We start from the raw sequence: 22,600 nt of genomic DNA on the forward strand, positions 1-22,600 counted from the left end.
AGCCGCGCAGCGGGTTGATACGAATTCTCGACAAGCAGGGATGCCGCACGGAGAATAGTCGCCTGCTGACAGGAGTCCCTATGCGCCGTTTGCTTTTATCACTGCTGATGTTCTGCGTTTTGCCCGCCTGGGCAGACGGCCACGACCAGTTGTACAAGGTCGCCGGCTGGCCGGAACAACGCGCGCATTTCAGCGACGCCCTCTCGGCCGCTCAGCAACGCTACCAGGGCAGCCTGCCACCGACGGTGTTTCAGGCACTGGTCAATAACAGCAATCAGCGATTTTCCGCCCAGGCCGTGGACCAGCGAGCCGAAGCGCAATTGCGCAAAAACCTCACCAACCCCAAACCCGCGCTGACGTTTTTCCAGTCGCCCCTGGGCAAGAAAGTCGTGGCCGCCGAACTGCTGGCGACCCGTCGCGACCAACTGGCGAAAAACGCCAAGGGCCTGCCGAAGATGCAGGCCAGCGACAGCCGCATGCTGATCATCGGCCATTTGGCACAAGCCCTGCCTGCACGCGAGGCCGGCGCGGAAGTCAGCCTGGCGATTGCTGGCGTCGCCGCCGATAGCTTGAGTTCGATGATCCCGGGCCTGCTCGGTGCCGGTCAGGCCCAGGGCATGCTCAACGGCCAGCGCCAGCGCCTGATGGACCAGATCGGCAGCGACCTGAACAACACACTGCTGTATGTCTATCGCGACCTGTCGGACAACGAACTGGAAGAGTTCGCGACCTTTGCCGAATCGACGGAAGGCCAGGCTTATTATCAAGCCGCATTGGCGGCAATCCGGGCGGGGTTGGCGGTGGGACAGAGCAATTCGAACCTGACCCAGTGATCCTCACCAACTGATAGACCGCTATAGCGAGCAAGCTCGCTCCCACAGTGTTTTGAGTCACCCCACAAATTTGTGATCACCGCAAAACCTGTGGGAGCGGGCTTGCCCGCTAAGGGGCCGGAGCAGGCACTAGGGATTCCGACCCTTGATCCGCCTGGTCAAAAACCCGAAATACTCCTCTCGCATCACCAGCGTCTCATTCGCCAGATGATGCCGTGCCTCGGGCAACATCAACACCTGCGGCCGATCAAACTTGCCTCGCAACACTTCCAGGTTGTGCTCCCAATCCACCGTCATGTCGGCCTGTCCCTGCACGATCAGCGGCCGACGGGTACTCATGGGGGCGGCCTCGATGCGCTTGATCCAGCGCGCCAATGCGCCCACCCAGGCCGTCGGCAGGCGCAACGGCTGCAACGGATCGGCTTGCAGGAACGGCAGAAAGGCCGGGTCATTGGAGTTCTCGCTGAAACGCCGGGCGATGGCTTTGACGAAAGGCTTGAGCACGTAATAACTCAGCTGCGACCAACCCCACGCCCGCGGCCGCACCAGCGGCGACAGCAGAATCACCTGGCCCTGGGCCGGGCTGTTCGCCCCCGCATTCAACACATGATCGATCACGATAGCCCCGCCGGTGCTCTGCCCGCACAGGTGCCACGGCTGCGGCAAGTCGAGGGACTGCGCCTCGCTGAACAGGCCTTGCAGCGCGTCCTGGTACTCGGCGAAATCCTTGATGCTCGCCCGTTCGCCGCTGGACAGGCCATGTCCCGGCAAGTCGCAAGCAATCACCGCAAAGCCCTGGTCCAGCGCCCATTCGATCACATGCCGGTAGAGCCCGGTGTGGTCGTAGAAACCGTGGATGACAAACAGCGTCGCTTTTGCTCGCTCAGGCCACCAGAACTGGCTGACCAGCTCATAACCGTCGACCTCGAATCGCCCAAGGCCACGGCGCACCTGACGCGGGGAAAAATCCAGCCCGTAGAATCGCTGGTAAGCCTGCGCCTGCGCCGACAACGGCTGCCCGGCCGCCAATGGCAGCAGACTTGCACGTAAAAGATCGGGGTCGAAAGTGGCCGGCATGGACGATTCCAGAGCGTGAAACGGACTTTGTAGGCCTGCGATATTCTTCTGTCGCGGCAAGCATGGCAAGCTAGCCGACCTTCGAGGACTGAACCGATGCGCTCGCCCCTTCGCGCCACCCTGTTTGCCAGCCTGCTCGCCGTGATGTGTGCCGGTGTATTGTGGGCGGCCTACGACTGGTTCCAGGGGCGCTACCTGCGGGCGTTCAGCGAGCACACCGCGATGTTTTCCGGCGATCCGCTGCGCCTTCCCGAAGCACTCGCCGGGCCTGGCGCCATCCGTCTGGTGCATTTCTGGGACCCGGCCTGCCCGTGCAATGTCGGCAATCAACAACACCTGAGCGAACTGGTCGAGCGCTACGCCCCCCATGGCGTGGAATTCTATGCTGTGCAAAAGCCCGGTAGCCATGGCCAATTGCCAAGCACCTTGAGCCGTCTGAAAACCATTGACGTCCTGCCCGGCTCCGAACAGGTCCCCGCCAGCCCGGCCGTGGCAATCTGGGATCGCAGCGGCAAACTGGCGTACTTCGGCCCCTACAGCGAAGGCCTGACCTGCAATTCGAGCAACAGCTTTATCGAACCGATCCTGCAAGCGCTGGATGAGGGACGTGCGGTGAGTGCCACGCACACACTGGCGGTGGGGTGTTACTGCCCGTGGCCTGTCGAGCCAACTAAATAGGGAAAGACGCGGTAATACGAATCCCTCCTACGGGCGATGCGCCAAATCGGCACGCCGTGTTACACAGTGGCACCAGGAATCACAATAACAACAAGGAGTCTCCATGAAACGCAGCCTGACCGCTCTCGCTCTGTTGATCGTCGCGCTGGCCGCCGGGGCCGGCTGGTACTTCTACAGCAAGCAGCCGTCACGCCAGGGCATGGTGGAACTGCAACACCTGCAAGGCTCCGTCACTGTGCGCTACGACGAGCGCGGCGTCCCGCACATCCGCGCCGACAACGAAACCGACCTGTATCGCGCCCTCGGCTATGTGCATGCCCAGGACCGCCTGTTCCAAATGGAAGTCCTGCGTCGCCTGGCCCGTGGCGAACTGGCCGAAGTACTGGGGCCGAAACTGCTCGATACCGACAAACTGATGCGTAGCCTGCGCATTCGCGAACGCGCCGAAACCTACTTCGCGAATCTCGACAAGCAGTCGCCCTCCTTTATCGCCATGCAAGCCTATCTGGACGGCATCAACCAGTATCAGGACAGCCACGCAAAACCCGTGGAGTTCGATGTGCTGGGCATTCCAAAACGCCCGTTCACCGCCCAGGACACCATCAGCATCGCCGGCTACATGGCGTACAGTTTTGCCGCGGCATTTCGTACTGAACCCTTGCTGACATTCGTGCGTGATCAACTGGGGCCCGAATACCTGAACGTCTTCGATCTCGACTGGCAGCCCAAGGGCGTGCTCAACGGCACTGGCACCCCCTTGGCCAGCGCCGACTGGAAAGACCTCAACGCCCTCGCCCGCCTGAGCGAACAAGCCCTGGCTGACAACGGCCTGCCACAGTTCGAGGGCAGCAACGCCTGGGTCGTCGCAGGCAGCCGGACCCAAAGCGGCAAACCGCTGCTGGCGGGGGATCCGCATATCCGTTTTTCCGCGCCGTCGGTGTGGTACGAAGCGCAACTTTCGGCGCCGGGCTTCGAACTCTACGGCCACTATCAGGCCCTGATGCCGTTTGCCTCCCTGGGCATGAACCGCGACTTCGGCTGGAGCATCACCATGTTCCAGAACGACGACCTCGACCTGATCGCCGAGAAGGTCAACCCGGACAACCCTAATCAAGCCTGGTATCACGGCCAGTGGGTGGACATGACGACCAGCGAGCAGCAGATCGCGGTCAAGGGCCAGGCGCCAGTCACCCTGGTGTTGCGTCAATCGCCCCACGGTCCGATCGTTAACGATGCCCTGGGCAGCGGCGCCGGCAAAACGCCGATTGCCATGTGGTGGGCGTTTCTCGAAAGCCAGAACCCGATCCTGGAGGGCTTCTACCAGCTAAATCGCGCCGACACCCTGGCCAAGGCCCGCAGTGCCTCGGCAAAAATCCAGGCCCCGGGCCTGAACGTTGTCTGGGCCAATGCCAAGGGTGACATCGGCTGGTGGGCAGCGGCGCAATTGCCTAAACGCCCGGCGGGCGTACGCCCGTGGTTCATCCTCGACGGCAGCACCGCCGAGGCGGACAAGGACGGCTTCTACCCGTTCACGGCCAACCCCCAGGAAGAAAACCCGGCGCGGGGCTACATCGTCTCGGCCAACTTCCAGCCGGTGTCGCCGACCGGCATGGAGATTCCCGGCTACTACAACCTTGCCGATCGCGGCCAGCAACTCAATCGCCAGCTCAGCGACAAAACGGTCAAATGGGACCTGGAAAACAGCCAGAAGCTGCAACTGGGCACCACCACCGCCTACGGCCCGCGCCTGTTGGCACCGCTGTTGCCGGTGTTACGCGAAGTGGTGAGCGATCCCGCCGAGCTCAAGCTGGTGGAGCAACTGGCCCAGTGGCAAGGCGATTACCCCCTCGACTCGACCAGCGCCACGCTGTTCAACCAGTTCCTGTTCAACCTGGCTGACGCGACGATGCACGATGAGCTGGGTAACGACTTCTTCGAAACGCTGCTCTCGACCCGGGTGATCGATGCCGCGCTCCCCCGCCTGGCTGCCAGCGCCGACTCACCGTGGTGGGACAACCGCAACACCCAGGGCAAGGAAACCCGTGCCGACACGGTGAAGGCCGCCTGGCAAGCCAGCCTCGCGCACCTCAAGAGCACCCTCGGCGCAGACGCCTCGCAATGGCAGTGGGGCAGTGCGCACACATTGACCCATGGCCATCCGCTGGGGCAGCAAAAGCCGCTGGACCTGTTCTTCAATGTCGGCCCCTTCGCCGCACCCGGCACTCATGAAGTACCGAACAACCTCTCGGCGAAAATCGGACCGGCACCCTGGCCCGTCACCTACGGCCCCTCGACCCGACGCCTGATCGACTTCGACGACCCGACCCACAGCCTGACCGTCAACCCGGTCGGCCAGAGCGGCGTCCTGTTCGACAGCCACTATGATGATCAGGCCGAGGCCTACGTCGAGGGGATGTACTTCCAGGCGCATCTCAATGATGAAGAGGTCACGGCCAATACGCGCAGTACGTTGAAGCTGTTGCCGGCGCGGGCTGTGCCATAGATTTTTGCTGGCTGGACCGGCCCCTGCGCGAGCAGGCTCGCGAAGGGGCCCTCACAGACAACAAAAAATGTCAGCTCAAACCATCGCCGCAAAATTCAACCTGAACTGCTGAGGCGTCACCCCCAATCTACGATTGAACACACTGCGCATGTGCTGGGCATCGCGAAAACCGCATTGATAGGCCACGGTCTTGAGCGGCGCGCGGGTGCTTTCCAGCAGCGTCCTCGCCGCATCGACCCGTGCACGCTCGACAAACTCGGCCGGGGTGATTTTCGCTTCCCTGGCAAACACCCGGGAGAAGTTGCGCGCGCTCATGTTGGCGGCATTGGCCAGGTCGGCGATGGTCAGATCGCCCGTCAGGTTGGCCAACACGTAATGCTGGACCATTGCGACCGCCGAATCCGGTTCGGCGTGGGGCGTAAGGAACGGGCTGAATTGCGATTGCCCGCCCGAACGCTGGGTGAACACCACCAACCGCTTGGCGACATTCAGCGCCACTTCCGGCCCGTGATCCCGGCCCAATAGATACAACGACAGATCGATCCCCGCTGTGACCCCGGCCGAGGTGAACAGCTCGCCATCCTCAACATACAGTCGATCCGCTTCCACCCGAGACGTGGGGCACAACGCCGCCAGATCCGATGCGTCCTGCCAGTGCGTGGTGACCGTGCGCCCCTCCAGCAATCCGGCCCGGGCGAGCATGAACGCGCCGTTGCAGATCGAGCCAAAGCGCGTGGCCCGGGCACAGGCATCGCGCAACCAGCCATCGAATACCCTGCCGAAATCCATGAACGGCAACTGCGGCCCGCCAGCCACCAGCAACAGGTCATACGGCTCCAGCGCTTCGCTGAAATGCCGATGGGCATTGAGTGCCAAACCGTTGGAGCACGCCATCATCCCGCGCTCGACGCCAATCACCTCCAGACGATAGTGATCCTCAGGGGCGAGGAAGCGATTGGCCTCTGAAAACACATCCATGGGGCCGGTGACATCCAGCGACTGGACGCCGGCAAACACCACGATGGCTACGGTTTTACTCATGGCCTGAAAACGCCCTCAATGAATCTGGATCGCCACAGTAAACTCACTAACCCGGTTCAACCCTAGCCAATCCACACGCAACAAGCGAGGTTGGCGCGATATGCACGCTCATTGGCCGGGATCGCAGCCATGGATCGATTGTCCGGTTTCGGGGGCCGGAACAGACTGAAACCCTCATCACGAAGAGGAAAACTCCATGAGCAGCACCATCGCCGGCATCCAGATCCCCGACAGCGCACTGGCCAAGGCCACCACCGAATACATTCGTGACATCGAGTCCGACCTGCTCTACCACCACTCGCGCCGGGTCTTCCTGTTCGGCGCACTGAGCGGTGAGCGCAAGCAACTGGCCTACAACCCGGAGTTGTTGTACGTCGGCGCGATGTTCCATGACCTGGGCCTGGTGCAAGGTCATCGCAGCGACAACGAGCGCTTCGAAGTCGATGGTGCAAACGCGGCAGCGGCGTTCCTCAAGCCCTACGGGTTGAGCGATGACGACATCGAACAGGTCTGGCTATCGATTGCCCTGCACACCACGCCGGGCGTGCCTCAGCACTTGCGGCCCACCGTGGCGCTGGTCACGGCTGGCGTCGAGATGGACGTGCTGGGCATGGACTACGCGGCGTTTTCCAGCGTGCAGCGCGAAGCGGTGGTGCATGCGCATCCACGGGGCGAGAGATTCAAGGAGTGCATCATCTGCGCGTTTGCCGACGGCTTGCGCCATCGTCCGCAGACCACGTTCGGCAATGTGAAAACCGATGTGCTGGTTGATCAGGAGCCGGGGTTCAAGCCGATGAACTTCGTCGAGGTCATCCGCAAATCCCCTTGGGTCGCATAAAACCAATGTAGGAGCGAGCCTGCTCGCGATAGCGGTGTGTCAGGCAACAATTAAGTCGACTGACATTCCGTCATCGCGAGCAGGCTCGCTCCTACATTTTGGACTTGGGCTGAACTCGATAATGAGGTCAACCCGGCATTGCTCAAGCCGCTTCCGGTGCCTGCGCGCGACGCACGTCCGGTTGCTTCCACGAGTCGGCTGCTGCTTCCTCGATCGCCTGCTGGATCGCACGACGACGGCTTTCTTCGGCGCGACGACTGAAGAACCAGACCATGAAGGTCACGATCGACACTGCCAACAGGATCAGGCTGGCCACGGCGTTGATCTCGGGCTTCACGCCCAGACGCACCGCCGAGAACACTTCCATCGGCAGGGTCGTTGAACCCGGGCCCGACACGAAGCTCGCCAACACCAGGTCATCCAGCGACAACGCGAAGGACATCATGCCGCCCGCCGCCAGCGATGGCGCAATCATCGGGATGGTGATCAGGAAGAACACCTTCCACGGCCGTGCACCGAGGTCCATGGCCGCCTCTTCGATGGACAGGTCCAGCTCGCGCAAGCGCGCCGAGACCACCACCGCCACATAGGCCGCACAGAACGTGGTGTGGGCGATCCAGATGGTGACGATACCGCGTTCCTGCGGCCAGCCGATCATCTGCGCCATGGCCACGAACAGCAGCAACAGCGACAGACCGGTGATCACCTCAGGCATCACCAACGGCGCAGTCACCAGGCCACCGAACAGGGTACGGCCCTTGAAGCGGGTAATGCGCGTCAGGACGAACGCCGCCAGTGTACCCAGCGCCACCGCCGCCACCGCCGTGTAGCAGGCGATTTCGAGCGAACGCACCACCGAGCCCATCAGCTGGGTGTTGTCGAGCAGGCCGACGTACCACTTGATCGACCAACCACCCCACACCGTCACCAGCTTGGAGGCATTGAACGAGTAGATCACCAGGATCAGCATCGGCAGGTAGATGAACAACAGACCCAGTACCAGCATCAGGCTGGAGAAACGGAAGCGCTTCATTCTCTACCCTCCATTTCCTTGGCCTGACTGCGGTTGAACAGGATGATCGGCACAATCAGGATCGCCAGCATCACCACCGCCAGGGCAGACGCCACCGGCCAGTCACGGTTGTTAAAGAACTCTTGCCAGAGCACTTTACCGATCATCAGGGTTTCCGGACCGCCGAGCAGTTCCGGGATCACGAACTCGCCCACCACCGGGATGAACACCAGCATTGCGCCTGCGATAATGCCGTTTTTCGACAGCGGCACGGTGATTTTCCAGAAGCTGTTGAACGTGCTCGAACCCAGGTCCGATGCAGCCTCCAACAGGCTATGGTCGTGTTTCACCAGGTTGGCGTACAGCGGCAGAATCATGAACGGCAGGTAGGAATAAACCACGCCGATGTAGACCGCCAGGTTGGTGTTGAGGATCTGCAGCGGTTCGTCGATCCAGCCCATGCTCATCAGGAAACCGTTGAGCAGGCCGTTGTTGCTGAGGATGCCCATCCACGCGTAAACGCGGATCAGGATCGCGGTCCAGGTCGGCATCATGATCAGCAGCACCAGCACCGTCTGCACTTCCTTGCGGGCAACGGAGATACCGTAGGCCATCGGGTAGCCGATCAGCAGGCAAAGGATGGTGCTGAAAAGCGCCATCTTCAACGAGCCGAGATAAGCGGCGATGTACAACTCGTCACCGGCCAGCATCGCGTAGTTGCCCAGGTTAAGCAGCAACTGCAGCTTCTGCTCGGCGTAGCTGTAGATTTCGGTATAGGGCGGAATGGCCACGTCCGCTTCGGCGAAGCTGATCTTCAGAACGATGAAGAACGGCAGCATGAAGAACAGGAACAGCCAGATGAAGGGAACCCCGATGACCATTTGACGGCCACCGGGAATTATTCGATTGAGACGGCGTTTGAGTTTGCGCATGTTCATGAGCGAAGTACCACGCCGCTATCGTCTTCCCAGTACACGTAGACCTGATCACCCCAGGTCGGACGCTGCCCGCGGCGCTCAGCGTTGGCCACGAACGACTGCACCAGCTTGCCGCTTGGCAGTTCGACGTAGAACACCGAGTGCCCGCCCAGGTAGGCGATGTCATGCACCTTGCCGCTGGACCAGTTGTACTGACAGGTCGGCATGTCGGCGGTGACCAGCAGTTTTTCCGGACGGATCGCGTAGGTGACCGACTTGTCCTGCACCGAAGTGCTGATGCCGTGGCCGACGTAGATCTGGCGATCCAGGTCTTTGCAGGTAATGATCGCGTGGCCTTCGGCGTCGTCGATCACTTCGCCTTCGAAGATGTTCACGTTACCGATGAATTCGCAGACCAGGCGACTGGTCGGGGTTTCGTAGATGTCGATCGGGCTGCCGATCTGGGCGATCCAGCCCAGGTGCATGATCGCGATGCGCTCGGCCATGGTCATGGCCTCTTCCTGGTCGTGGGTCACCATGACGCAGGTCACGCCGACGCGCTCGATGATCTCCACCAGCTCCAGCTGCATTTGCGAACGCAGCTTCTTGTCCAGTGCACCCATCGGTTCGTCGAGTAGCAGCAGCTTCGGACGCTTGGCCAGGGAACGGGCCAAGGCCACACGCTGACGCTGACCACCGGACAACTGATGCGGCTTGCGCTTGGCGTACTGGCTCATCTGTACCAGCTTGAGCATGTCGGCCACGCGGGCGTCGACTTCAGCGGCCGGGATCTTGTCCTGCTTGAGGCCGAAGGCGATGTTCTGCGCCACGGTCATGTGCGGGAACAAGGCGTAGGACTGGAACATCATGTTGATCGGCCGCTCGTAGGGCGGCATGTCAGTGATGTCTACGCCATCGAGGAAAATGCGTCCCTCCGTGGGCCGTTCGAAACCTGCGAGCATGCGCAGCAAAGTGGATTTGCCCGATCCCGAACCGCCGAGCAGGGCGAAAATTTCGCCTTTCTTGATTTCCAGGGACACATCGTCCACGGCAATCGTCTCGTCGAACTTCTTCGTGACCCGGTCGATTTTGACCAGCACCTGTTTAGGTTGCTGGTCGCCCTCGAGGGCTTTCTTATAGGCGCCGGAGGCAACTGCCATTTACGAAACTCCCAGAAAAAAAGAGTGCAGTTCGCTCAAGGTGAGCCAACCTTGGATAGTTTGAGCCTTGAAGCTATTTACCCGACTTGACCTTGGTCCAGCTGCGGGTCATCAAACGTTGAATATTCGGTGGTAACTCGACCGACACGTAGGTCTTGTCGAGCACCTCTTGCGGTGGATAGACCGCTTCGTCGGTGCGAATGGACTGTTCCATCAGTTTGTCCGACCCCGGGTTGGGGTTGGCATAGCCGACGTAATCACTGACCTGGGCAATTACCTCAGGCTTCAGCAAATAGTTGATGAAGGCGTGGGCCTGCTTGACGTTGGCCGAGTCCTTCGGAATCGCCAGCATGTCGAACCAGAGCGCGCCGCCCTCTTTCGGAATCGAGTAGGCGATGTTCACGCCTTTCTTGGCTTCTTCGGCGCGGTGCTTGGCCTGGAAGATGTCGCCGGAGAAACCGATCGCCACGCAGATGTCGCCGTTGGCCAGATCCGCGATGTACTTGGAGGAGTGGAAGTAGGTCACATAAGGCCGCACTGCGAGCAACTTATCTTCGGCCTTTTTGTAATCTTCAGGGTTGGTGCTGTTGGCATTCAGGCCCATGTAGTTGAGCACTGTCGGCATCATTTCATCGGCGGAATCGAGGAACGCGACGCCACAGCTGTGCAGTTTCTTGATGTTTTCCGGCTCGAACAAAACGCCCCAGGAGTCGATCTTGTCGACGCCCAGCACAGCCTTGACCTTGTCGACGTTGTAACCGATGCCGTTGGTGCCCCACAGGTACGGCACGGCGTACAGGTTGCCCGGATCGTTCTGCTCAAGGCGCTTGAGCAGCACCGGGTCGAGGTTCGAATAGTTCGGCAGCTGCGACTTGTCGAGCTTCTGGAATGCCCCGGCCTTGATCTGTTTGCCGAGGAAGTGGTTCGACGGCACGACCACGTCGTAGCCGGTACGCCCGGCCAGCAATTTACCTTCCAGGGTTTCGTTGGAATCGAAGACGTCATAAACCGGCTTGATACCGGTCTCTTTCTGGAAATCGGCCAGGGTGGTCTCGCCGATGTAGTCCGACCAGTTATAAATATGCACAGTACCGGCGGCCTGGACACTGACAGCAATCGTCAGCCCGGCACCCACCAGCATGGCATTGCGCAACAAAGAAAAAATAGGCAAGTGGAGGTCCTCTGAAATTAGTTGGGCCCAAGTTGCCCCGCGCTACATGACAACCGTGGTTGCCCGGCAACAAAACCGGCGCGCAACTTACCCTCGAAAAACCGTTCCAGCAAAACTTTCTGTCATTTAATTACACCTGTTGTCGCCACCGCGCGGGTGGCGACAACAGGTTGTTGAATCAAACCGGCTTATTTACCGGATTTGATCTTGGTCCAGCTGCGGGTCATGATCCGCTGGGTCGCGGCCGGCAAGTCGGCAATTGCGTACAGCTTGGCCAACACGTCCGCAGGTGGGTAAACGCCCGGGTCGCTGGTGATGTCTTTATCCACCAGTGGAGTGGCAGCCGCGTTACCGTTCGGGAAACGCACGGCGTTGGTGATTTCAGCCATGATTTCCGGCTTCTGCAGGAAGGTCATGAACTTGTAGGCGCCTTCGACGTTTTCGGCATCTTTAGGGATGGCGACCATGTCGTAGAAGCTGCCTGCACCTTCTTTCGGAATGTTGTAGCTGACTTTCACCTTGTCACCGGCTTCAGCAGCACGGGACTTGGCCTGGTAAATGTCACCCGAGTAACCCACGGCCACGCAGATGTTGCCGTTTGCGAGGTCGGAGATGTACTTGGACGAGTGGAAGTAGGCGATCGAAGGACGGACCTTCATGATCAGCGCTTCAGCCTTGTCGATGTCTTCTTTCTTCTGGCTGTCGGTTGGCAGGCCCAGATAGTGCAACGCCACCGGAATCATCTCGGTTGGCGAGTCCAGCAGGCTGATACCGCACGATTTCAACTTGGCGGCGTTTTCAGGCTTGAAGATCAGGTCCCAGGAATCGACCGGTGCGTCGGCACCCAGTGCAGCCTTGACCTTCTCGGCGTTGAAGCCGATACCGATCGAACCCCACATGTACGGGAAGGCGTGCTCGTTGCCCGGGTCGCTCACGGAAACAGCCTTGAGCAGGTCGGTGTTCAGGTTTTTCCAGTTAGGCAGCTTGGACTTGTCCAGCTTCTGGTAGACGCCGGCCTTGATCTGCTTGGCCAGGAAGTTGTTCGACGGTACAACGATGTCGTAACCGGACTTGCCAGCCAGCAACTTGGCTTCCAGGGTTTCGTTGCTGTCGAAGACGTCATAGACAACCTTGATGCCCGACTCGTCTTCAAACTTCTTGACGGTGTCCGGTGCGATGTAGTCGGACCAGTTGTACACGTGCAGTACTTTGTCATCGGCCTGAACCGCGCCCGCCATCAAACCCATCACGGACATGGCAAGCAGAGTCTTGCCAGCGAGCTTTTTACCTAGTGCCTTCATGCGTAATGCTCCAAATTTTTCTTTTTTGAACCACTTGTTCAGCGACCGAACCCGGGCAACTGGAACCGCGGCTAGTCTGGCAAGATCCACATCGGTCTTTCAAGGAAACGGCCATGCTTTCTGACAGTTCTGAGCGAAAGTTCCTACTACATATGTAGAACTTTGGACTTCCGCTCAGAGCCTAGCACTTAGCCCTGCAATGCACTCAGGGTCAGGTCAAGACACTTGCGAGCCTTGGTCACCAGCTCATCGATTTCCGCCGGTGTAATCACCAGTGGCGGAGCGATGATCATGGTGTCGCCGACGGCGCGCATGATCAGGCCGTTATCGAAGCAGAACTGGCGGCAGATCATGCCGACGCCCTTGCCTTCGTAACGCTTGCGCGTGGCCTTGTCCTGGACCAGTTCGATGGCCCCCAACAGACCCACCCCACGAACTTCACCCACCAGCGGGTGATCGTTCAGTTCCCGCAGACGCTTCTGCAAATACGGTGCCGTTTCTGACTTCACGCGCTCGACAATTTTTTCGTCGCGCAGGATACGGATGTTTTCCAGCCCCACAGCCGCCGCCACCGGGTGCCCGGAGTAGGTGAAACCGTGGTTGAAGTCGCCGCCTTCGTTGAGCACGTCCACCACTTCATCACGCACGATCAGGCCGCCCATCGGGATGTAGCCCGAGGTCAGGCCCTTGGCGATGGTCATCATGTCGGGCTTGAGGTCGTAGAAATCGGCACCGAACCACTCACCGGTACGTCCGAAACCGCAAATCACTTCGTCAGCCACGAACAGGATGTCGTACTTGGCGAGGATTTCCTTGATGCGCGGCCAGTAGGTCTCTGGCGGAATGATCACGCCACCGGCACCCTGGATCGGCTCGGCAATAAAGGCGCCGACGTTGTCGACGCCGACTTCCAGAATCTTTTCTTCCAGCTGATTGGCCGCCCATATACCGAATTCTTCCGGGGTCATGTCGCCGCCTTCGGCGAACCAGTACGGCTGGGCAATGTGAACGATGCCCGGGATCGGCAAGTCGCCCTGTTCGTGCATGTACGTCATGCCACCCAGGCTCGCGCCGGCCACGGTGGAACCGTGATAGCCGTTCTTGCGGCTGATGATGACTTTCTTGTTCGGCTGGCCCTTGATCGCCCAGTAGTGACGAACCATACGCAGCATGGTGTCGTTGCCTTCGGAGCCGGAACCGGTGAAGAACACATGGTTCATGCCTTGCGGCGCGATGTCGGCGATGGCCTTGGCCAGCTCCAGTACCGGCGGGTGCGCGGTCTGGAAGAACAGGTTGTAGTACGGTAGTTCGCGCATCTGTTTGCTGGCGGCATCGGCCAGTTCATCGCGACCATAACCAATCGCTACACACCACAGGCCGGCCATGCCGTCGAGGATCTTGTTGCCTTCGCTGTCCCAGAGATAAACACCCTTGGCGTTGGTGATGATCCGCGGGCCTTTCTCTTTCAGCTGCTTGAAGTCGCTGAACGGAGCCAGGTGGTGATCATTGCTCAGGGTTTGCCATTCACGGGTTTGCGGATTGTTGCTGGTCATACGAATCTCCTAAAAAATCAGGTGAAGGCGCCGCCAGACAGCGGCGACGCCCGGCGTATCAGACGGCAAAGAGCAGGAATTCCCTTTCCCACGAACTGATCACGCGCTTGAAGTTTTCATGCTCGGCCCGCTTGACCGCGACGTAGCCAGTGATGAAATTTTTGCCCAGGTACCGCTCGACGGTTGCGCTGTTTTCCATGCGTTCCAGCGCGTCTTCGATGGTCAGCGGCAGGCGCAGGTTGCGGCGTTCATAGCCACGTCCCACCACCGGCGCGCTCGGGTTCAGGCCTTCGACCATGCCGATGTAACCGCAGAGCAGGCTCGCGGCAATCGCCAGGTACGGGTTGGCATCGGCGCCCGGCAGGCGGTTTTCCACCCGACGGTTTTGCGGCCCCGCATCCGGCACCCGCAGGCCCACGGTGCGGTTCTCTTCGCCCCACTCCACGTTCACCGGCGCCGAGGTGTCCGGCAGGAAGCGGCGGAACGAGTTGACGTTGGGTGCGAACAGCGGCAACAGCTCGGGAATGAGTTTCTGCAGGCCACCGATGTGGTGCAGGAACAGCTGGCTCATGGTCCCGTCTTCATTAGAGAAGATGTTCTTGCCGGTCTCGATGTCGATGATGCTCTGGTGCAAGTGCATGGCACTGCCCGGCTCGCCGGTCATCGGCTTGGCCATGAAGGTCGCAGCGACGTTGTGCTTGAGCGCGGCCTCGCGCATGGTGCGCTTGAACACCAGGATCTGGTCGGCCAGGGACAGGGCATCACCGTGACGGAAGTTGATTTCCATCTGCGCCGTGCCGTCCTCGTGGATCAGCGTATCGAGGTCCAGGTCCTGCAGTTCACACCAGTCGTAGACGTCTTCGAACAGCGGATCGAATTCGTTCGCCGCTTCAATGGAGAACGACTGACGACCGGTTTCCGGGCGACCGGAGCGGCCGATCGGCGGCTGCAACGGGTAGTCCGGGTCGTCACTGCGCTTGGTCAGGTAAAACTCCATTTCCGGCGCCACGATCGGCTGCCAGCCTTTGTCGGTATAGAGTTTCAGGACTTTCTTGAGCACGTTGCGCGGCGACAACTCGATCGGGTTGCCTTGCTTGTCGTAGGTATCGTGGATGACGATGGCGGTCGGCTCGATGGCCCACGGCACCAGGTACACCGCGCTCTGGTCGGGGCGGCAGATCATGTCGATGTCGGCCGGGTCGAGCAGTTCGTAATAGATGTCGTCTTCGACGTAATCGCCGGTCACTGTCTGCAACAGCACGCTTTCTGGCAGACGCATGCCTTTTTCGGCGATGAATTTGTTGGTCGGCGAAATCTTGCCCCGGGTAATCCCGGTCAAGTCGGCGATCATGCATTCGACTTCTGTGATCTTGTGGTTTTTCAACCAATCGGTGAGCTGGTCGAGGTTGTTACTCATAAATGCCTCTAGGCTTGAGTTGTCCGACCCTTTTAAGGTCAGGCGTTGTTTGACGCATCGGCGTCGCGTTGTAGAGCGTTTGCGCGGCAGATTATCGTGCTTGCCGACACGGCTGCAGAGGCCGGGCGTGCAGAATCGCGAGCGGTGCCCTGAACGATGGTCAGGCCGCTATTGTGAATCGGTTCTATATTGAATGGAGTAACCGTAATGGGGGTGCCATCGCGACCGTCCAGAATATCGGACGGGGACGGTCGAACCGTCACGGATGGGAGGATCACCAGAACCGCTGAGGCCACGGAACGGACGGACGTGTCATCACTGATGTGATTAACATGCCGACCGACCTGTCTTGAGCAGTCGGTGACGCCGATTATCGGCAGGCGAGACATGAAGCACCCCGGTATTATTGCTGTTATGGGTTTGATTCGAGCTTAGCCTTGTTCATTTTTTTACACAACACCCCCGTAAAAAATACAACACGGCCCGCTCAAGCCTGCGGGCGCCATAGAGGTCAAGGGCATAAAAACGCCCCAAAGTGCCTCAAAAAAGCCACACGGGCGCTTTTTTAGGGCAAAAAAGGCCTCGCTTGACTTCGGCATGCCGTTCGGGTTGACTGGAATCTGAAAAGATCAATGATTGATATTTTTAACAACAAAGGTGTTGCATCATGTCGGTACCCCCGCGTGCCGTTCAGCTTAACGAAGCGAACGCGTTCCTTAAGGAACATCCTGAGGTTCTGTACGTTGACCTTCTGATTGCGGATATGAATGGTGTGGTGCGCGGCAAGCGCATTGAACGCACCAGCCTCCACAAGGTTTACGAGAAAGGCATCAACCTGCCGGCCTCTTTATTTGCTCTGGATATCAATGGCTCGACGGTGGAAAGCACCGGCCTGGGCCTGGACATCGGTGATGCTGACCGAATCTGCTATCCAATCCCCGATACCCTATGCAATGAGCCATGGCAGAAGCGCCCGACCGCGCAACTGCTGATGACCATGCACGAACTCGAAGGCGAGCCATTCTTCGCCGACCCGCGTGAAGTGCTGGCCAATGTGGTACGCAAGTTCGACGAAATGGGCCTGACCATCTGCGCCGCGTTCGAACTGGAGTTCTACCTGATCGACCAGGAGAACGTGAACGGTCGTCCGCAACCACCTCGCTCGCCGGTTTCCGGCAAACGTCCGCACTCGACTCAGGTCTACCTGATCGACGACCTCGACGAATACGTCGACTGCCTCCAGGACATTCTGGAAGGTGCAAAAGAGCAAGGTATTCCGGCCGACGCCATCGTCAAGGAAAGTGCCCCGGCGCAGTTCGAAGTGAACCTGCACCACGTGGCTGACCCGATCAAGGCCTGCGACTACGCGGTCCTGCTCAAGCGCCTGATCAAGAACATCGCCTACGACCATGAAATGGACACCACCTTCATGGCCAAGCCTTACCCAGGCCAGGCGGGTAATGGTCTGCACGTGCACATCTCGATTCTCGACAAAGACGGCAAGAACATTTTTGCCAGTGAGGATCCCGAGCAGAACGCCGCACTGCGTCACGCGATCGGCGGTGTGCTCGAGACCCTACCGGCGCAGATGGCCTTCCTCTGCCCGAACGTCAACTCCTACCGTCGTTTCGGCGCACAGTTCTACGTGCCGAACTCGCCGTGCTGGGGCCTGGATAACCGCACGGTGGCGATTCGCGTTCCGACCGGTTCCTCCGACGCCGTGCGCATCGAGCATCGTGTAGCCGGCGCCGATGCCAACCCGTACCTGCTGATGGCTTCGGTCCTGGCAGGGGTGCACCACGGTCTGACCAATCAGATCGAGCCTGGCGCCCCAGTGGAAGGCAACAGCTACGAGCAGAACGAGCAGAGCCTGCCGAACAACCTGCGCGATGCACTGCGCGAGCTGGACGACAGCGAAGTCATGGCCAAGTACATCGATCCGAAATACATCGATATCTTCGTGGCCTGTAAAGAGAGCGAGCTGGAGGAGTTCGAACACTCCATCTCCGACCTCGAGTACAACTGGTACCTGCATACCGTGTAAGCGGTTGCAGTAGTGAAGAAACGCCGCCGGCCTCATAGCCTGCGGCGTTTTTTTATGGCCAACATCAATCCCTGTGGCGAGGGAGCTTGCTCCCGCTGGAGGCCGAAGGACTCCCTCTAATCCGCGAGACGGTTCTATCAGGTGCACCGCATTTACCGGTTTTAGGGCCGCTTCGCGACCCAGCGCGAGCAAGCTCCCTCGCCACAGGGGGATATGGAACATCTGCCCGCTCTGCGTACAATGCCCGCTGCCCCGCAGGAGACTCCAATGACACGCGTAGCCACCCCCCGCAAACCCCGCGCAACCAGCCAGGCCCGGATCGATTCGATACTCGATGCGGCCCGCACGCTGTTGGCCGCCGAGGGCGTGGCCAGTCTGTCGATCTACAGCGTCGCCGAGCGCGCGGAGATTCCGCCCTCCTCGGTCTACCACTTCTTCGCCAGCGTGCCGGCGTTGCTTGAAGCCTTGACCGCTGACGTCCACGCGGCCTTCCGCGCCTGCCTGCAAGCCCCCATCGATCACCTCGCCTTGGATGGCTGGCGCGATCTGTCGCGACTGGTGGAACAACGCATGCTCGACATCTACGCCGAGGACGCCGCGGCCCGCCAACTCATTCTGGCCCAGCATGGTCTGACCGAAGTCACCCAAGCCGACCGCCAGCACGACATCGAGCTGGGCGACCTGATGCACAAGCTGTTCGACCATCACTTCGAGCTGCCGACATTGCCGAGTGATGTCGATGTGTTCGCCCTGGCCATGGAACTGGGCGACCGGGTGTATGCGCGCTCGGTGCAGCAGCACGGGCAGATTACGCCGCGCATGGCAGAGGAAGGGATGCGGGTGTTTGATGCTTATGTGGGGTTGTATTTGCCACCGTATTTGCCCAAGCGCAGCATTCCATCCTGATTTCTTGATTGGCCTACTGGCCTGCTCGCGAAGGCGGCACCACCGATCTCAATGAATCACACGCACAAAAAACCCCGAAGGGCTCAAACCCTTCGGGGTTGTTGTTTACGCATTCGCCTTACAACTTGGCGATCGACACCTCGGTGGATTTCACAAACGCGATCACTTCACTGCCCACCGCCAGCTCCAGCTCTTTCACCGAGCGCGTGGTGATCACTGAGGTGACGATGCCGGACGCGGTCTGCACGTCGATTTCCGACAGCACGTCGCCCAGGACGATTTCCTTGATGGAGCCTTTGAACTGGTTGCGAACGTTGATGGCCTTGATAGTCATGATGTTGATTCCTGTCGTTGGGTAAGACTTGAGTTATTGAGCCCAGCGCAATTGCGTAGGCAAGGGTGAAACAGGTTCCGGTTCCGGTGGTTGGCCGGGCAGCGCCAGCACGCGATTGAGGACTTCGGTTTCCAGCGCCGCCAGCCGATGGGAACCGCGCACCCGAGGGCGCGGCAGTTCCACGTGCAGGTCGAGGCCGACTTCGCCGTCTTCGATCAGGATCACCCGATCGGCAATCGCCACGGCTTCACTGACGTCATGGGTCACCAGCAACACCGTGAAACCGTGCTGTTGCCAGAGCCGTTCGATCAGTTGCTGCATTTCAATTCGGGTCAGGGCATCCAGCGCCCCCAAGGGTTCATCGAGCAACAACAGGCGCGGCTGATGAATCAACGCACGGGCCAATGCCACGCGTTGCTTCTGTCCACCGGACAGCGCAGCCGGCCACTCGTGGGCGCGATCGGCCAGGCCCACCGCTTCCAAGGCTTCAAGCGCTTGCGGCCGCCAGTTGCCCTTAAGGCCCAGACCGACGTTGTCGATGATCTTTTTCCAGGGCAGCAAACGCGCTTCCTGGAACATCAGCCGCGTGTCCTCCCGCGCATCACTCAATGGCGCGGCACCGGCGAGCAACTCACCGCCAGTTGGTTGATCGAGGCCTGCGAGCAAGCGCAGCAAGGTACTTTTGCCGCAGCCACTGCGACCGACCACAGCGACAAACTGGCCCGCCGGAATGTGCAGGTCGATCTCGCGCAGCACCTGCCGCGAGCCGAAGGTTTTTTGCAGCTTGCGCACCGCCAGCGGAATGCCGCGCAGCAGGCGTGGAGGTTGCTCGGCGATCATGCTGCACCTCCCTTGGCAACCTGATAGGCCGGGTGCCAGCGCAGCCACACTCGTTCAAGTCCACGGGCCGCGAGGTCGGCCAGTTTGCCGAGCACCGCGTACAACAGAATCGCCAGCACCACCACGTCAGTCTGCAAAAACTCTCGGGCATTCATTGCCAGGTAGCCGATGCCGGAACTCGCGGAAATGGTTTCCGCCACAATCAACGTCAGCCACATGAAGCCCAGCGCGAAGCGCACGCCGACCAGTATCGAAGGCAGCGCCCCCGGCAGAATCACCTGCCAGAACAGGCTGAAACCGCTCAGTCCATAGCTGCGCGCCATCTCCACCAACGCCGGGTCGACGTTGCGGATGCCGTGATAGGTGTTGAGGTAGATCGGGAACAAGGTGCCCAGCGCCACCAGGAAAATCTTCGCCGACTCGTCGATGCCGAACCACAGGATCACCAGTGGAATCAGCGCCAGGTGCGGCACGTTGCGGATCATCTGCACCGAACTGTCGAGCAGGCGTTCGCCCCACTTCGACAGGCCGGTGATGAAGCCAAGGGTCAGGCCAATGCCACCACCGATGGTGAAGCCCAGCGCGGCGCGCCAGCCACTGATCGCCAGGTGCGTCCAGATTTCGCCGCTACGCACCAGGCTCACACCGGCCTCGATGACGGCGATGGGGGCCGGCAGGATCCTTGTCGACAACCAACCCGCCGACACACTCAACTGCCATACCGCCAACAGCAACACCGGCAACGCCCAGGGCGCCAGGCTGTGGATGAATTTGTTCATGGCGCGCCTCAGCTCTGGGACGCGGCTTTGGGCAGAATATCGTTGGCGACCATCTCGCCGAACGGGCTGACGTAACCGGCGCTTTTCGGCAGTTCAGGACGCTCGACATCGAGATGCGGGAACAGCAGCTCGGCCACCCGGTACGACTCCTCCAGGTGTGGATAACCGGAGAAGATGAACGTATCGATGCCCAGGTCCGCGTACTCCTTCACGCGAGCGGCCACGGTCGGACCATCGCCCACCAGCGCCGTACCGGCACCGCCGCGCACCAGCCCCACGCCGGCCCACAGGTTAGGGCTGACTTCCAGGTTGTCGCGGTTGCCGCCATGCAATGCGGCCATGCGTTGCTGACCGACCGAATCGAAACGCGCCAGTGAAGCCTGGGCACGAGCGATAGTCTCGTTGTCGAGATGGGAGATCAGCCGATCCGCGGCTTTCCAGGCTTCATCGTTGGTTTCACGCACGATCACGTGCAGGCGAATGCCGAAGCGCACGGTGCGTCCGAGCTTGGCGGCCTTGGCTCGGACCTGTTCGATTTTTTCCGCGACGGCGGCCGGTGGTTCGCCCCAGGTCAGGACCATTTCCACCTGTTCGGCGGCCAGGTCTTGTGCAGCGTCCGAAGAACCACCGAAGTACAGCGGCGGACGCGGTTGCTGGATCGGCGGATAGAGCAATTTCGCCCCTTTCACGCTGATGTGCTGGCCGTCGTAATCGACGGTTTCGCCTTCCAGCACCCGGCGCCAGATGCGGGTGAATTCCACCGAGGCCTGATAGCGCTCTTCGTGGCTCAGGAACAGACCATCGCCCGCCAACTCTTCCGGATCACCGCCCGTCACCAGGTTGAACAACGCACGACCACCAGACAGTCGATCCAGGGTTGCCGCCTGACGCGCCGCCACCGTCGGGGAAATGATCCCGGGGCGCAGGGCAACCAGGAACTTCAAGCGCTGGGTCACAGGAATCAGCGATGCCGCCACCAGCCACGAGTCTTCGCAGGAACGCCCGGTAGGGATCAGTACCCCGCCAAAACCCAGGCGGTCAGCGGCTTGCGCGACTTGTTGCAGGTAACCGTGGTCAACGGCGCGTGCGCCTTCGGCGGTGCCAAGGTAATGGCCGTCGCCGTGGGTAGGCAGGAACCAGAAAATATTGAGGCTCATGGAGTGGTCTCCTTGGGGAAACGATTTATTGGGCTTTGGTTACTGAGCTTTGGGCAACGGCAGCCGGCGGCGTCCAGATCACGTCTTTGATGCTCAACTGCTTGGGAATCAGCTTGAGCTGGTAGAAGCTGTCGGCGATTTTCTGCTGCGCCGCGACCACTTCCGGGGTGAGGAACAGCGCGCCATAGCCCTGGCGTTTCACCGAGGTCAGGGTGATGTCCGCTGGCAGGCCGAGCAGCGGTGAAACCTGTTGGGTCACCTCTTGCGGATTAGCCTTGGACCACTCGCCCACCGCGCGCACTTCTTCCACCAGGGTCTTGATCACCTCGGGATTTTTTTGCGCGTAAGGTTTGGTCGCCAGGTAGAACTGATGGTTGTCGACGATGCCCTGACCATCACGCAGGGTGCGCGCTTGCAGCTGTTGTTCGGCGGCGGCCTGGTACGGGTCCCAGATCACCCAGGCGTCGACGCTGCCCCGCTCGAACGCGGCGCGGGCATCGGCTGGCGGCAGGAATACGGTCTGGATGTCGGTGTACTTGAGGCCGGCGTCTTCCAGCGCACGCACCAGCAGGTAGTGCACGTTGGAGCCCTTGTTGAGCACGACTTTCTTGCCCTTGAGGTCCGCCACCGACTTGATCGCCGAGTCATTCGGCACCAGGATCGCCTCACTGTGCGGCGCTGGCGGTTCATAGGCGACGTAGAGCAAATCGGCACCGGCCGCTTGAGCGAACACGGGCGGCGTCTCACCGGTGACGCCGAAGTCGATGGAGCCGACGTTCAGGCCTTCGAGCAGTTGCGGGCCGCCGGGGAATTCAGTCCATTGCACGTCCACGCCTTGGGCGGCGAGGCGTTTTTCCAGGGTGCCCTTGGCTTTGAGCAGCACCAGGGTGCCGTATTTCTGATAGCCGATTCGTAATGTCTCGGCTTGAGCTTGAGTAATGGCGCCGAAGGTGACAGCCGCAGCAAACAGAGCGACCAGGCCACGACGCAAAATGACAGGGCGCATGGCGCTCTCCTTTTTGCAGTTGGGTTTTGGCTG

The 22,600-nt window shown here is 60.3% G+C and carries 20 protein-coding genes; 6 read left to right on the forward strand and 14 right to left on the reverse strand.

All coding sequences use genetic code 11. From position 1 onward, the window contains the following. Positions 1-80 precede the first annotated feature (80 nt). Complete coding sequence (locus tag KGA96_RS01445; protein WP_046039132.1) at positions 81-833, forward strand: DUF2059 domain-containing protein; 753 nt, start codon at positions 81-83, stop codon at positions 831-833. Between the two features lie 129 nt (positions 834-962). Here the strand turns inward: KGA96_RS01445 and KGA96_RS01450 are convergent, their stop codons facing one another. After that, the gene (locus KGA96_RS01450; RefSeq protein ID WP_046039130.1) at positions 963-1,910 is read right to left on the reverse strand and encodes an alpha/beta hydrolase; all 948 of its coding nucleotides are present in this window, start codon (positions 1,908-1,910) and stop codon (positions 963-965) included. 96 nt (positions 1,911-2,006) lie between these two features. Between KGA96_RS01450 and KGA96_RS01455 the strand changes: the two genes are divergently transcribed. Further along, positions 2,007-2,588, forward strand: a complete 582-nt coding sequence (locus tag KGA96_RS01455; protein ID WP_046039128.1) for a DUF6436 domain-containing protein — start codon at positions 2,007-2,009, stop codon at positions 2,586-2,588. A 103-nt stretch (positions 2,589-2,691) separates the two neighbouring features. Further along, positions 2,692-5,091, forward strand: a complete 2,400-nt coding sequence (locus KGA96_RS01460; RefSeq protein WP_223511379.1) for a penicillin acylase family protein — start codon at positions 2,692-2,694, stop codon at positions 5,089-5,091. Positions 5,092-5,166: 75 nt separating this feature from the next. Here the strand turns inward: KGA96_RS01460 and KGA96_RS01465 are convergent, their stop codons facing one another. Next, complete coding sequence (locus KGA96_RS01465) at positions 5,167-6,132, reverse strand: GlxA family transcriptional regulator (protein ID WP_046039125.1); 966 nt, start codon at positions 6,130-6,132, stop codon at positions 5,167-5,169. Between the two features lie 196 nt (positions 6,133-6,328). Between KGA96_RS01465 and KGA96_RS01470 the strand changes: the two genes are divergently transcribed. Next, entirely contained in the window at positions 6,329-6,970 is a 642-nt protein-coding gene (locus KGA96_RS01470) for an HD domain-containing protein (protein ID WP_223511381.1), read from the forward strand. Positions 6,971-7,112: 142 nt separating this feature from the next. Here the strand turns inward: KGA96_RS01470 and KGA96_RS01475 are convergent, their stop codons facing one another. The 7 genes from KGA96_RS01475 to KGA96_RS01505 form a co-directional block, all read right to left on the reverse strand. Further along, complete coding sequence (locus KGA96_RS01475) at positions 7,113-8,003, reverse strand: ABC transporter permease subunit (RefSeq protein ID WP_046039121.1); 891 nt, start codon at positions 8,001-8,003, stop codon at positions 7,113-7,115. After that, the gene (locus KGA96_RS01480; RefSeq protein WP_185754762.1) at positions 8,000-8,881 is read right to left on the reverse strand and encodes an ABC transporter permease subunit; all 882 of its coding nucleotides are present in this window, start codon (positions 8,879-8,881) and stop codon (positions 8,000-8,002) included. Before KGA96_RS01480 ends, KGA96_RS01475 begins: the two co-directional genes overlap by 4 nt. 35 nt (positions 8,882-8,916) lie before the next feature. Next, the gene (locus KGA96_RS01485; protein ID WP_046039118.1) at positions 8,917-10,059 is read right to left on the reverse strand and encodes an ABC transporter ATP-binding protein; all 1,143 of its coding nucleotides are present in this window, start codon (positions 10,057-10,059) and stop codon (positions 8,917-8,919) included. A 73-nt stretch (positions 10,060-10,132) separates the two neighbouring features. After that, entirely contained in the window at positions 10,133-11,230 is a 1,098-nt protein-coding gene (locus tag KGA96_RS01490; RefSeq protein ID WP_046039116.1) for a polyamine ABC transporter substrate-binding protein, read from the reverse strand. A gap of 188 nt (positions 11,231-11,418) precedes the next feature. After that, on the reverse strand, positions 11,419-12,531 hold the full coding sequence (locus KGA96_RS01495) for a polyamine ABC transporter substrate-binding protein (RefSeq protein WP_046039115.1): 1,113 nt from the start codon (positions 12,529-12,531) through the stop codon (positions 11,419-11,421). Between the two features lie 188 nt (positions 12,532-12,719). Continuing rightward, entirely contained in the window at positions 12,720-14,084 is a 1,365-nt protein-coding gene (locus KGA96_RS01500; RefSeq protein WP_046039114.1) for an aspartate aminotransferase family protein, read from the reverse strand. 58 nt (positions 14,085-14,142) lie between these two features. After that, entirely contained in the window at positions 14,143-15,501 is a 1,359-nt protein-coding gene (locus tag KGA96_RS01505) for a glutamine synthetase family protein (RefSeq protein WP_046039112.1), read from the reverse strand. A gap of 667 nt (positions 15,502-16,168) precedes the next feature. Here KGA96_RS01505 and KGA96_RS01510 point away from each other — a divergent pair. Together KGA96_RS01510 and KGA96_RS01515 are read left to right on the forward strand one after the other, a co-directional pair. After that, positions 16,169-17,545 (forward strand): glutamine synthetase family protein, encoded by a 1,377-nt coding sequence (locus KGA96_RS01510; RefSeq protein ID WP_046039110.1) that lies wholly within the window; start codon positions 16,169-16,171, stop codon positions 17,543-17,545. A 267-nt stretch (positions 17,546-17,812) separates the two neighbouring features. Further along, positions 17,813-18,451, forward strand: coding sequence for a TetR/AcrR family transcriptional regulator (locus KGA96_RS01515; protein WP_046039109.1), 639 nt, complete (start codon positions 17,813-17,815; stop codon positions 18,449-18,451). Positions 18,452-18,569: 118 nt separating this feature from the next. On the opposite strand, the gene KGA96_RS01520 is transcribed toward KGA96_RS01515, so the two are convergent. From KGA96_RS01520 to KGA96_RS01540, 5 genes are read right to left on the reverse strand one after another with little or no spacing between them, the layout of a single operon-like run. Continuing rightward, complete coding sequence (locus KGA96_RS01520; RefSeq protein ID WP_007967989.1) at positions 18,570-18,785, reverse strand: molybdopterin-binding protein; 216 nt, start codon at positions 18,783-18,785, stop codon at positions 18,570-18,572. 33 nt (positions 18,786-18,818) lie between these two features. Further along, positions 18,819-19,625 carry an aliphatic sulfonates ABC transporter ATP-binding protein gene (gene ssuB / locus KGA96_RS01525; RefSeq protein WP_046039105.1) on the reverse strand — a complete coding sequence of 269 codons (807 nt, stop codon included), beginning with the start codon at positions 19,623-19,625 and terminating at the stop codon, positions 18,819-18,821. Beyond that, the gene (ssuC, locus tag KGA96_RS01530) at positions 19,622-20,404 is read right to left on the reverse strand and encodes an aliphatic sulfonate ABC transporter permease SsuC (RefSeq protein WP_046039103.1); all 783 of its coding nucleotides are present in this window, start codon (positions 20,402-20,404) and stop codon (positions 19,622-19,624) included. Before ssuC ends, ssuB begins: the two co-directional genes overlap by 4 nt. A gap of 8 nt (positions 20,405-20,412) precedes the next feature. After that, positions 20,413-21,561: an FMNH2-dependent alkanesulfonate monooxygenase gene (gene ssuD / locus KGA96_RS01535; RefSeq protein WP_223465245.1), complete on the reverse strand. Its 1,149-nt coding sequence runs from the start codon at positions 21,559-21,561 to the stop codon at positions 20,413-20,415. A 25-nt stretch (positions 21,562-21,586) separates the two neighbouring features. Then, positions 21,587-22,567 (reverse strand): sulfonate ABC transporter substrate-binding protein, encoded by a 981-nt coding sequence (locus KGA96_RS01540; protein WP_046039101.1) that lies wholly within the window; start codon positions 22,565-22,567, stop codon positions 21,587-21,589. Between the last annotated feature and the right edge of the window lie 33 nt (positions 22,568-22,600).

The organism is Pseudomonas sp. GL-R-26 (assembly GCF_019947365.1).
Classification (GTDB): Bacteria; Pseudomonadota; Gammaproteobacteria; order Pseudomonadales; family Pseudomonadaceae; genus Aquipseudomonas.